The organism is Methylibium sp., assembly GCF_013817365.1.
In the GTDB taxonomy this organism is placed as follows: domain Bacteria; phylum Pseudomonadota; class Gammaproteobacteria; order Burkholderiales; family Burkholderiaceae_C; genus Methylibium.
In genome coordinates this window covers 1-12102 of record NZ_JACDCU010000072.1, presented here as the reverse complement: position 1 = coordinate 12102, position 12102 = coordinate 1, and the positions used below count along the sequence as shown (strand labels likewise).

Annotated in this window: 10 protein-coding genes; 7 read left to right on the top strand and 3 right to left on the bottom strand. The window is 63.3% G+C overall.

Features of this window, described 5'->3' with window-relative positions; translation table 11 throughout:
* Window positions 1–141: 141 nt before the first annotated feature.
* From H0W38_RS06865 to H0W38_RS06835, 7 genes are all read left to right on the top strand, one after another.
* Window positions 142–1761 carry a hypothetical protein gene (locus tag H0W38_RS06865; protein ID WP_292452363.1) on the top strand — a complete coding sequence of 540 codons (1620 nt, stop codon included), beginning with the start codon at window positions 142–144 and terminating at the stop codon, window positions 1759–1761.
* A gap of 97 nt (window positions 1762–1858) precedes the next feature.
* Window positions 1859–3094, top strand: coding sequence for a glycosyltransferase family 4 protein (locus H0W38_RS06860; RefSeq protein ID WP_292452361.1), 1236 nt, complete (start codon window positions 1859–1861; stop codon window positions 3092–3094).
* 48 nt (window positions 3095–3142) lie between these two features.
* On the top strand, window positions 3143–4345 hold the full coding sequence (locus H0W38_RS06855; protein WP_292452359.1) for a glycosyltransferase family 4 protein: 1203 nt from the start codon (window positions 3143–3145) through the stop codon (window positions 4343–4345).
* Between the two features lie 40 nt (window positions 4346–4385).
* Complete coding sequence (locus H0W38_RS06850) at window positions 4386–5162, top strand: glycosyltransferase family 2 protein (RefSeq protein WP_292452358.1); 777 nt, start codon at window positions 4386–4388, stop codon at window positions 5160–5162.
* A gap of 127 nt (window positions 5163–5289) precedes the next feature.
* Window positions 5290–6600 (top strand): nucleotide sugar dehydrogenase, encoded by a 1311-nt coding sequence (locus tag H0W38_RS06845; RefSeq protein ID WP_292452356.1) that lies wholly within the window; start codon window positions 5290–5292, stop codon window positions 6598–6600.
* 17 nt (window positions 6601–6617) lie between these two features.
* A complete protein-coding gene (locus H0W38_RS06840; protein ID WP_292452354.1) occupies window positions 6618–7262 on the top strand; it encodes a class I SAM-dependent methyltransferase in 645 nt (214 codons plus the stop codon).
* A gap of 132 nt (window positions 7263–7394) precedes the next feature.
* Complete coding sequence (locus tag H0W38_RS06835) at window positions 7395–8177, top strand: methyltransferase domain-containing protein (RefSeq protein ID WP_292452353.1); 783 nt, start codon at window positions 7395–7397, stop codon at window positions 8175–8177.
* A gap of 248 nt (window positions 8178–8425) precedes the next feature.
* On the opposite strand, the gene H0W38_RS06830 is transcribed toward H0W38_RS06835, so the two are convergent.
* The 3 genes from H0W38_RS06830 to H0W38_RS06820 all read right to left on the bottom strand — a co-directional run bounded on the left by H0W38_RS06830 (window position 8426) and on the right by H0W38_RS06820 (window position 12039).
* The gene (locus H0W38_RS06830; RefSeq protein WP_292452352.1) at window positions 8426–9652 is read right to left on the bottom strand and encodes a hypothetical protein; all 1227 of its coding nucleotides are present in this window, start codon (window positions 9650–9652) and stop codon (window positions 8426–8428) included.
* A 59-nt stretch (window positions 9653–9711) separates the two neighbouring features.
* A complete protein-coding gene (locus tag H0W38_RS06825; RefSeq protein WP_292452351.1) occupies window positions 9712–10638 on the bottom strand; it encodes a fibronectin type III domain-containing protein in 927 nt (308 codons plus the stop codon).
* Window positions 10639–11175: 537 nt separating this feature from the next.
* A complete protein-coding gene (locus H0W38_RS06820; protein ID WP_292452349.1) occupies window positions 11176–12039 on the bottom strand; it encodes an XrtA/PEP-CTERM system-associated ATPase in 864 nt (287 codons plus the stop codon).
* Window positions 12040–12102 lie beyond the last annotated feature (63 nt).

Here is a 12102-nt window from a genome sequence, read left to right as displayed (position 1 = left end):
CCCGCAGGGCCGCCCCAAGCGCGAGTACTCCCGCTTGGCGGGAGCGAGCCCGGGCACAGCCCGTCCCTGCGGACGGGCTGTGCCTGGCGAGCGACGAGCCCCTCCGTGGACCCGGCAGGCCGCAGGCCGAAGGGTGCCCAAATGAGCGGGTCGAGCACCGACCTGTTTCGGGTGCGGGTACTCCGCGACCCGAGCGAGCCGTCGGCGGCCGACCGGCTGCTGCAGACGCTCGCGCACGTCTTCCGGTTCGAGACGATCGGCGACGAGTTATCGGCGGCGAAAGGAACGATCATCCTGGGCACGCCCGATGCGTTGTCTGCATCGGGCACGGTCACGTCGTTCGCCGCACCGGCGGCGGACGAGGCCGGCGGGCACCGCTGCGTCGAGACGGAGGTCCGTTTCGCGGATGAGGACGAGGTCGCCTTCCCGTTTCGCAACAGGCGCGTTCGCACGCCGTTGCCGCAGGGGCACCCTCCTCTTGCGATGGAGCCGTTCGACAAGGTTCTCGCGACGACGTCGAGCGGGGTTCTCTGGTCGGTGCGCACGACGGACGGCGTCCAGCATTACCGGTCCGCTCTCCCGCTCCTCGCGATCGGCGAGGAGCAAGCACTGAGCGACGCGATGGGCGGCAACCGCTTCATCGAGAACCTGCCGTTGATGCACTTCCTCTTCGAGCTCAGCGCGCCCCGGTGGCATGCGCCCCCGTTGCGGGCGGCCTTCATCTTCGACGATCCGAATCTGCACTGGCACACCTACGGGTACGTCAGGTACAAGGACGTCGCCGAGAGAGCGGTCCGGGAGAACTTCCACGCTGCCTTCGCAGCGATCCCTCTGGATGCGTGGTTCACGCATCAGCCGACCGCTTCCATCTTCCGGCAGAACCACCGTTCGTTGTCGCTGCTGATTCACGGCAACAACCACGGAAGGCACGAGCTGGCGCAGGCCGCATCCGCCTCGGGCACTGACGCGCTGCTGCGCCAAGCCGTGCAGCGCATCGAGCATCTCGAGAGCAAAGCCGGGTTGGATGTGTGTCGGGTCATGGTCCCGCCGCACGGCGCGTGCTCCGGCCAGACCCTCGCGGCCTTGCCCGGCGCCGGCTTCGAAGCGGCCTGCATCTCGCCGGGCTCGCTGCAGGCTCACAGCGTGAACGCCGCCGCAAACCCCTCGTTGGGTTTCTTCCCGGCAGAGAATGTCAACGGCTGCCACGTCATGCCGAGGTCAGCCTTCCACGGCAGCGCCGAGAACGCGATGCTCGTCGCGGCCTACCTGGGCAGGCCGATGATCCTTCGAGGCCATCACCAGGATCTCAAGGGCGGGCTCGATCTGCTCGACGGCTACGCCCGCTTCATCAACGGCCTCGGCAACGTCGAGTGGCTCAAGCTGTCGTCGCTCGCTCGACGCAGCTACCGCTTCTCCAACGACGCGGAAGTCTGCACGCTCGAGCCGAGGAGCCGACGCGTCGACTTCGCCCTGCCGCCGACGGCCGCTCACCTGCGGATCGCGGCCGGCACCGACGTCGCCGCGGACGCGACCTACACGGTTTGCGTCGATGGCCGTCCAGTCGAGCTCGCTGCCGGAGAGCGAACGTCGTTGGCCGGCACGGGGGCGCCGCGGGTCGTGAGCGTGACCACGAACCATCGAAAACGTTACGGCGACAAGGAAGATGCCAGCGTCCCGCGAACGGCAGCGTCGCTGATCGCTCGTAGACTCCTCACCGAAAGTCGTGATCGCCTCAGCTCGGTGCTCGGGGTGGGCGCATGACCACGGTTCGCTCTGTCGGCTGTACGCACGGACGGACGCAGCGTCTGATGCCGAAAACCTCGCCGAAGCACGGTTTCCAGCAAAGGATAGATTCAGCATGAAGAACCTCGAGGTTCGTGCCCTTCTGCTCGTCGAGAACAACGGCTACCCTTTCGATGTCAGGGTCCGACGAGAGGCGCTTGCCCTCCACAAGGCGGGTTGCAAGGTGTCGGTCGTCGCCCCGAAGGCCAAGGACCAGCCGTGGAGCGAGGTCGTGGACGACGTGCACGTCTACCGGTTCCCCGCTCCGCCGAACGCGAGCGGCGTCCTGTCGTACGCGTTCGAGTTCGGCTATGCGACCTTCGCAATGCTGTGCGTGTCGCTGTGGGTCGCGCTTCGCCGAGGCGTGGACGTCGTTCACGCGGCCAACCCGCCGGACACGCTGTTCGTGGTCGCTCTCGTCCTCAAGTGCCTCGGTGCCCGGTTCGTGTTCGACCATCACGACCTGTCGCCCGAGACCTATCTCTCCCGGTTCCCGCGTGCACGGCGAAACCTCATCTACCAAGCGCTGCGCTTGCTGGAACGCTGCACCTTCGCCACCGCCGACGTCGTGATCTCCACGAACGAGTCCTACCGGCAGGTCGCCATCGAACGCGGCGGGATGGCGCCGGACAAGGTCTTCGTTGTTCGAAACGGACCGCCGCTGTCCTACCAGCCAGTCGAGCCGGACCCCGCCCTGGCGGATCGCGCCAAGTTCCTCATCGGCTACATCGGCACCATGGGCCCGCAGGACGGCGTCGACTACCTGTTGCGCGCCATCAGGAAGCTCGTGACCGATGTGGACCGACGCGACTTCCTCGCCGTCGTCATCGGCACCGGCGATGCGGAGCCGGATCTGCGCGCGCTCGCTCGCCAGCTCGACATCGAGCCGTACATCTGGTTCACGGGGCGCATCCCGGACAAGCAAGTCAAGACGATCCTGTCGAGCGTCCATGTCTGCGTGCAGCCCGATCCCTCCAGCCCCTTGAACGACAAGTCGACGATGAACAAGATGATGGAGTACATGGCGTTGGGCAAGCCGGCGGTCGCGTTCGACCTGAAGGAAACTCGCGTCTCGGCGGCAGACGCGGCGGTCTACGTGGGCGGCAACGACGAGCTGGAGTTCGCGCGGCAGATCAGCGCGCTGTTCGACGACTCCACCCGCCGTGACCGGATGGGCGCGGTCGGGCGCCAACGGGTCGGCTCGCAGCTCGCCTGGGAATTCTCCGAGCCCGAACTCGTTCGTGCCTACTCGGACGGGCTCGGCCTGTCGCTTCGCGCCGTCGCCCCTGCGGCCAGCACGGTCGCGTCCTGATCTGGCGCGCCGACGTTTCTCATCTCGCACTGCATTGGTGGATCGAACGTGACACCCATCCGACCGCTCCGGGTGCTTTTCGTATGCCACTCGGCTTCGAGGAACGGCGCGACGATCCTGCTCCTGCAACTGATTCGCTGGCTGAAGCCTCAAGGCGAATGGGAGATCCACGTGCTGATCCACGGCGACGGCGCGCTCGCCGAGGACTTCGCAGCGGTCGCCACGACGACGATCTGGCGTGACCCGAGCACCGCGCTGGATGCGCTGTTTCGACGCAAAGGCGAAGCGCTGCGAACATTCGTCGAGCACGCCGTGGGCCGCACGCAGCTTCCCGCCCGCCGCTTCGACCTGATCTACGCCAACACCGTCGCGGTGCTGCCGTCGGTGCGACTGCTGGCCCGTAAGGGCTGCCCCATTCTTTGGCACGTCCACGAGCTCGAGTACGCCATCCGCATGCTGTCGAGCGAGACGGAGTGGCGCGCCGTCGTCGGGGCGGCCACGCGCTTCGTCGCCGTTTCGCAGGCCGTGAAGCGCATGCTGCACGACACCTTCGGCGTCCCGGCGCGGTCGATCGACGTCGCTGCCGGCTTCAGCCCCCTGCGGGCCGTGCCGCCGGACGAGCGGCGCCGGCGCCGCTCGCAGGTGCTGACGCGGCTGGGCTGGCCCGAAGACGCGTTCGTCGTAGGCGGCTGCGGCATCCCGGGCTGGCGCAAAGGCACCGACCTCTTCCTGCAGATCGCGAAGAAAGTCGTCGACGGTGCCGACCTGCGCGACTTTCGTTTCCTCTGGGTCGGTGGCGTGCAAGGCAGCCGCGAGTGGCTCGAGTTTCAGCACGATCTGCGCAAGCTGAATCTGCAAGGACGCGTACAGCTGGTCGCCGACTCGTCGGAGGTCGCGGACCACTACTGCTCCATGAGTGCGTTCGCGCTCACGTCCCGCGAAGATCCTTTCCCTCTGGTCGCGCTCGAGGCTGCCGAATACCACGTTCCGGTGCTTTGCTTCGACGGAGCGGGCGGAACGATGGATTTCGTGGCACACGATGCAGGGATCTCGGTCCCCTACCTCGACATCGAACGCTTCGCGAGCGAGCTGATTGACCTGCACGACCATGCCGACCGCTGCGAGCGACTCACGCAGGTCGCGTACCAGAAGGTACATGCGACGTACTGCGTGGAGGTGCAAGGGCCGAAGATCGTCGAAACCATGCGGGCCTGCGTTGCCGACCCGCCCGCCGTGGCGTGGGCACAATGAATTGCAAGGCACGCAGCGTCATGGCGCTCCGGGAGGCCCAGTGACTCAGTACGCATTCACCATCGTCGCCGCGGTCAACAACCGCAAGGTCCTGCAGCAGAACCTGCTGCGATCGCCAGGCCTCGCCGAAGGCAGTCCGCACCAGCTGCTCGTCAAGGAGGGCTACCGATCGGCCAGCGCGGCGTACGACAGCGCCATGGACGAAGCGTCGAACGACATTGTCGTCTTCGTTCACCAGGACGTGTACCTGCCCCCTGCGTGGTTCGACCACCTGGCCGCGTCGCTCGAAGCGCTCGACCGCAAGGGGCAGCCGTGGGGCGTCCTAGGGTGCTTCGGCACGAGGAAAGACTGCAACGGGCTCGGCAGGGTGTACTCGACCGGTTGGGGACTGCAAGGCACCGAGCTGCAGCAACCCGAGCCGGTCGATACGCTCGACGAGATCGTGCTGATCGTCCGAAAGTCGTCCGGCCTGCGGTTCGACACCACATTGCCGTACTTTCACATGTACGGCGTCGACATCTGCCTGTCGGCACGGCATGCGGGACTGCCGTGCTTCGCGATCCCCGCGTTCTGCGTGCACAACACCAACCAGTTGCTGAAGCTGCCGAGCGATTTCTACGCGTGCTATTGGTGGATCAAGTCCAAGTGGAGCGCCTACCTTCCGATCTACAGTTCCTGCATCACCATCTCGCGTTTCGATCTGCCGTTGCGCAGGCGCAGGTTGGAGGAGTCGTTCGACGGGCTGCGCCGGGTCAAGAGGGTGCCCGCAAAGCGGATCGAGGACCCGAGGGCGGCGCTCGCGGGGCTAAACACCTGAGCCGGTCGCGCGCACGTTGTCGGCGTGCCCGGCGGCTCGAGCGTCTGCCGGAAGCAGCACGCCGGCCGTGCCAGCGTCGATCGAAGGCCGATGCCTGGTTCACGAACCTTTCCGAGACGAATCGACTATGAAAATCAGCGTGTTTGGCTTGGGTTACGTCGGCGTCGTGTCCGCCGCCTGCTTGGCGGCCGATGGCCACGACGTTATCGGCGTCGATCCCAACGCGACGAAAGTCGATCTGATCGATCGCGGTATCGCGCCGATCGTCGAGGAGGACATCGAGGCCTTGATCGCCTCGTCGGTCGCGGCGGGGCGGCTGTCGGCCTCGATGTCGGTCGCCGACGCGATCCATGCGACCGAGCTGTCGCTGATCTGCGTCGGAACGCCGTCGCAGCTCAACGGCAACCTCGACCTTTCCTACGTTCGGCGCGTGTGCGAGCAGATCGGCGAAGCGCTTCGCGCGAGCTCGACGTTCCACGTCGTCGTCATCAGGTCGACCATGCTGCCGGGCTCGATGCGCACGGTCGTGATCCCGACGCTGTGCGAAGCCTCCGGCAAGACCGCGGGGGTCGATTTCGGCGTATGCATCAACCCGGAGTTCCTCCGAGAAGGCACCGCGATCTTCGATTACCACCATCCTCCGAAGACGGTGATCGGCGAGTCTGACTCGCGCGCAGGCGACGTTCTCGCGAGCCTCTACGCGAAGATGGCCGCTCCGCTGATACGCACGACCGTCGAAGCGGCGGAGATGATCAAATACGTGGACAACTCGTGGCACGCGCTGAAGGTCGCGTTCGCGAACGAGATCGGCAACATCAGCAAGGCCGTCGGCATCGACGGGCACGAGGTGATGAGCATCTTCTGCCAGGACACCAAGCTGAATCTGTCGCCCTACTACCTGAAGCCGGGCTTCGCGTTCGGCGGCTCGTGCCTGCCGAAGGACCTTCGCGCGCTGACCTACCACGCGCGCGGCCTCGACCTCGACCTGCCGCTGCTCAACTCCATCTTGCCATCGAACGGTCGGCAGGTCGATCGGGCCATCAAGATGGTGACTTCGCGCAAGCAACGCCGGGTCGGCATTCTGGGCTTCGCCTTCAAGGCGGGCACGGACGACCTGCGCGAGTCCCCGATGGTCGACCTGATCGAACATCTGATCGGCAAAGGCTTCGAGCTGCGCCTCTACGACAAGCACGTCAACCTTGCAGCACTGACCGGTGCAAACAAGGATTACATCCTCAACCACATCCCGCACATCTCGCGGCTGATGGTTGATTCCGTCGAGAAGGTGATGGACTTCGCCGAGACGATTGTGGTCGGCAACAAGGCCGACGAATTTCGCGACGTTGTCGGGCGCTTGCGCGACGACCAGGTGGTCATCGATCTGGCGCGGATATCCGGCAGGACGAGCGACCGCCAGTACCAGGGCATCTGCTGGTAGCGGCAGCGCGTTCGGCCATGTCGGTGTTCGACTCCCTCGCCGCCAGAGCCACGCGCGCGCGGTTCGAAAGGAACCAGACGTTCCTGCGCTTGATATCGACCATGACGCCGCCGCTTCGCATGCTGGACGTCGGCGGTACGGTCGGCTACTGGTCGACGGCCGGCCTGCCGCTCGCGCAGGGCATCGAGGTCGTGCTGCTGAACAGTTTCGAGCAGCACGTCGACGGCCCGTTCTCCGCGGTCGTCGGCGACGCCAGGGATCTGTCGAAATACCGGCCGCGGGAATTCGACATCGTCTTCTCCAACTCGGTGATCGGACACGTCGGCAACTTCGCCGACCAGCGACGGATGGCCGACGAGATCCAACGCGTGGGAAAGCACTTCTTCCTGCAGACTCCGAACCACCGCTTTCCGCTGGACTGGCGGACGCTGATGCCCTTCTTCCACTTTCTGCCCGCGCGTGTTCAAGCGTGGTTCTTCGCGCGCGTGCCCGTCGGAAGATACCGTCGCGCGTCGGGCACGTCGGAGGCTACCGTCTGGGCCACGCGGATTCGCAACCTGAACCGCGAGGAAGTCGGTCTGCTGTTCCCCGGCGCCAAGGTGATCGACGAGACCGTGTTCGGCTTCACCAAGTCGTTTTTGGTGCACAACTTCCCCGTATGACGGACACGATGGTCGGCCAAGCGGGCTCGCCCACCATCGCCGTCCAGTAGACAACTTTGCAAGCCGCGCCGAGACCATTCATTCGCGACTGACCGTTGCACGAGACGACTCCGAAGTGACTCGACTAGCCCTATGCGCCACATCAAACGCGTGCGAACTGCACTTTCTCCCATCAGGCGCGCCCCAGCCTTGCTAAGCCGTTACCTGGCCAGCTTCGCCGGCGAGTTTCGTCACCACGCCTCGAGTTTTCAGGGGCAGCTCGGCTTGGAAATCGGTGGGCCAAGCGACGTATTCCGGCGTTTCGCCGCGCTGCCGGTGTACGCACTAGCTCGCCGTATCGATGGCGTGAACTTTTCGTCGACCACCATGTGGGAAGGGCGCATCCGCGAAGGGATGACCTACGAGTATGCGCAAGGAAAGATCGGCCGACAGTTCATTGGTGAAGCCAGCAGTCTCTCGAAGATCCAAAGTAGAACCTACGACTTTTTGATCAGCAGTCACGCCCTCGAACATTGCGCCAATGCACTCAAGGCGATGTCGGAGTGGCGACGAGTCATCAAGCCGGGCGGACTGATGCTCCTCGTTCTCCCACATCGGCAAGACACGTTCGACCATTTGAGGTCCATCACGCCGTTCGAACACCTTCTGGAGGACGAATCGCGCGAAATCGACGAGACTGATTTGACTCATCTGGACGAGATTGTGGCTCTCCATGATCTGGCGAGAGACGCCCCCGGTCTGACGCACGAGAGTTTTCTCGCCCGCGCGCTCAAGAACCACGAGAATCGCGGGCTTCATCATCATGTCTTCGATGAGGACCTGCTGAGGCGCATGTTCGCCCACGTCCAAGTGACGCCGTTGTTCGCCGACTATGCGCGTCCGATGCATTTGATCATCCTGGGACGAGTCGACTAGACATGACTGCCGGCGCGGAACGATTCTTCTCTCGTCCGCAAACGCTTTCCAGCGAAGAGCCCTACCCACCGAACGAGCGCGTCTCGCTGGTCACGGCCTGACCGTCCGATCGGACGGTTCGGATGAGTCGACCGATCAGAGGCTTCGCGGCAAAACGTGACGCCGCCGTCAGGGGTGCGACCACTGGCGGCGGCAAAAGCGGAGGCTGTATCACGCAGGACAACTGCCTGCTGGATGCCAGCCTCGGCTCAATTCACACGCAAACTTGTGGGCGGCGCGAGCGTCGTTGCGACCGCGTCGGGGCCGTAGTAGTTGGTGCCGACGTCCCGCCCATCGGAGCCTCCTTTGTAGCCCAAGGAGCTACCCGAAAGCTGCCAACCTGCCCAGGTCGTGATGGAGCCCGGCGTACCGCCCGCAAAGATCGGAGTTCCGACCGCCGCGCTCGATGAGGTGAATCCACACTGGGACGCAGCTTGGCAAAGATTGTGGGTGAAAGTACAACTTCCCGCGCTGCAAGTCGAGGGCCTTGCCGTCGAGCCGATCAGGATGTTGTTGCGCCCGACCAAACCCGTCGTATCCGACACACCGCTGCCGGTAGTTCCCCACACGGCCAGACCCAGGTTGTAGAAAGTGTTGTGTTCGATCCGGGAATTGTTCGCGCTTCCCGGGGTGCTGTAGGCCCACATCTGCACCGCATTGGTGACGAGGTTGTTGGTGAAGACGACGGGCACATTGGCATCGTGATGCTGCAGGACGACTTCGACGTTGTCAAACCAGTTGCCATTGATGGTGCATGTGGGGCAATTGCCGACGAATTGGATGGCGTCGCAATGGGGGACTCCTGCCGAGCTGTCACAAGGACCCTGCCGGATATCTCGAAAAATATTGCCCGGCCCGATGGTGATATTGGCCAAGCTGCCACCGGTTTGAATTCCATCGCCACCGTTGCCGCTCGATTGACCTTGAATCAAGTTGTTCTTCAAGGTCACGCCGTTGACACTCACGAGTCCGATCTTGCCTTCCCCCCATGCCGGCCGGGTGTTCACAAAGGTGTTTCCGTCGATCACGATCTGTTTGTCGGCCGTCGAACAGTTGTAGCCATAGTCCATGACGACGATCCCGGACGTGTTCTGGGCCCACGCGTTGCCGGCGACTTGGATATTGGTGCTGCAGTTCGAGATCTGCATATCCCGCAGGGTCATTCCCTGGAGCCTGATGAAGTCAGAATTGCTGACCTTCGGACTCATCGATGCTCCCTTGGCGGCAGTGGACTGCAGCGTCACCAGCCCGGTTCGGCTGATATTGGTGAAGTTCACGGTGCCGTAGTCGCCGCTGTTGAGGCAAATGGTCGAGCCGTTGGGAGCGCTGGAAACGGCCGACGCGAGGTTGGTACCCGGATTGACGGTCTGGTCGCATGCTGCAAATGACCACGGCGACGCCGCCATCAGGGCCAGCGAGAAAATTAGCTTCTTCATGTACGTTACTTTCATTAGCTTAAAACTGCGGGTGCGTGCGGAGACAGAAACCCGTTGAGCTATTGCAGCTTCGATGCTTCGTTAGACAACGTGCTTTCGTTGCCCCCGGCATCGACCGATGTGAGTGCAAAGTAGTACAGCTTTCCCTTTGTCAACCCCGTGACCGTGTAGCTGGTCGACTTGCCAATGCTGATGCCACTGCCGAGTGGCTGCAAGTAAGAGCGCGATGCCGTCCCGTAGTAGAGACGGTAGCCCGTGATGCCGGCGCTCGTTGATGCCGACCAAGCCAGCGTGGCTGATGCTGATGCTGATGCTGATGCTGGTGCTGGTGCTGGTGCTGGTGCTGGTGCCGGTGCCGGTGCCGGTGCAGTTGCTTGCACCTGGCAGGATTTCACCACCCCATACGCCGGGTCCTTCCCGAAGAAGGCATTGGTGCACTGGCCGTTGCCTGTCATGGTCTTCTGAATCCACTTTGAGCCTACGCCGTATCGGACGGTCCGCGCAGCTCCGCTCAAGACGAAGGATTTCCCTTCAACGGCAATCGTGGTCCAAGTTGCGACTCCCGGTGCCGGTGCCGGTGCCGGTGCCGGTGCCGGTGCCGGTGCCGGTGCCGGTGCCGGGGCGGGCGCCGGTGCCCCACCCTTCAGCACGTCACACTGTTTCACTTTGCCGAACGCCGGATCCCGCCCGAAGAATGCGTTCGTGCAATAAGCCCGGCCCGACACTCGTCGATAAACCCATGTGGAACCCGTACCGTAACGGACAGCAGTCTGGTTTGCGACGGTGAACCGCTGGTTCTCGGAAGCGACCTTGACCCACGTATCACCGACGTACAACGCCGTTGCTCTGATCTCCTCAGCTTCCACGTCGAGCGCTGCTCCGTCGGTCGACTGCCCTGTCTCCCCTCCGTCTCCGCCGCTGCTGCCGCCGCCGCCGCCGCCGCATGCGGAGAGGAGAAATGCGCTCGAGATCAGGGAAGCAAGCAAGGCTTTTCGGGGTGGCAAAAATTCGGTTCGCATAGAGATCAATCAAAAAAAGGAAAGTAGCGTCGCCCATCCTTGAAAGGCCGCAGTCGATGGCGCACTGAGGTACTTGCAGCCAGACATCGATCGTGTCTGCGCACGTACATACGTTCGCTATCGCATTGGCCCTATTCCAGAAGAACCACCTATGGGGTGAATCAGGAGCGCAATTTCACCAGTGGTCTTAGGGATTGGCTCAGCCGCCGTCCTTGGTTTTGCTACAAGATGTCTAGCCAGCTTGAGCAAGGGAGCGCGGCGTTACAAGCTGTGTGAATTGACCGGCAATCGGTTCACTGGCACCGCGGTGTCAGCGGGCCAGCGAAGAGTGCCCAAGGGCTCCACACTTACTGGTGAGCAGCTTGGCGCGGGTCGGAACGGCCTGATACAACCCGGTCGCTATAGATCGGTTGGAACCGACGCAACGCCTGTTTAAGGGGTAGACAAGCGGACCGTTTGTGAACAACTCTTACAGGTTGAGCAGCCGCAGCCTCTACTGACACCTCAGTTGATCCCCGGCGAGTCATTTGCGGTGGGGCCCAAGCTTTCAAGACCGCCCAACTCCGCCTCCAACTCAGCGGCGGCCGTCGCGACATCGGTGCCGGCAATGTCCGACTTGCCCGATAGCCAGCACGCCAGCAGGATCCGCGTGCACAGCAAATTGATGCGGCGAGGTATGCCGCCCGTGAAGCAATGAACTGCCGTGAAAGCCTCGTCTGCTATCGCCGGAAATGCGCTCCAGCCGACGCGGCGCAGGCGGTGCTCGATATACGCACGCGTCTCATCCGAGCTCAATGGCCCCAGGTGGCATGAGGCAATCACCCGTTGCCGAAGCTGCTCCATCGCGCTCGATCGCAGCATCAATCTCAATTCCGGCTGACCTACCAGGAAGCTTTGAACGAGCGCCTGCGAACCCAGCTGAAAGTTCGAGAGCATTCGCAGTTCTTCGACTTCCTTAAGGCCGAGGTTTTGGGCCTCGTCGACGATAAGCAGCGCACGCCGCCCGCTTGCCGCCAGGGCGGCGAAAAAGGCCTCCAGCGTCGCGAGCATCTGCGCTTTCGAAGGGCCGGGAACCGGCACGCCGAAGGCAGTGCAGGCTGCGTGCAGCAACTCGTATGAATCGAGTTGCGTGTTGACTACCTGTGCTGCCACCACCTCGCGCGCATCCAGGCCTTCGAGCAACGTCCGAACAAGCGTCGTCTTGCCGGAACCGATTTCACCGGTGATGACGATGAAACCCTCGCGCTGGTAAACGCCGTACTTCAAGTAAGACAGCGCCTGACCGTGGCCCCTGCTCGCGAAGTAGAAGCTCGGATCGGGGCTGAGCTGAAACGGCGGCGCGCTGAATCCGAAATGCGATTCGAACATCTGCGGCTCAAAAGCGGTGGCTCATGCCGACGAACAGCAGTGTGGCATCGTATGAGTTCAATT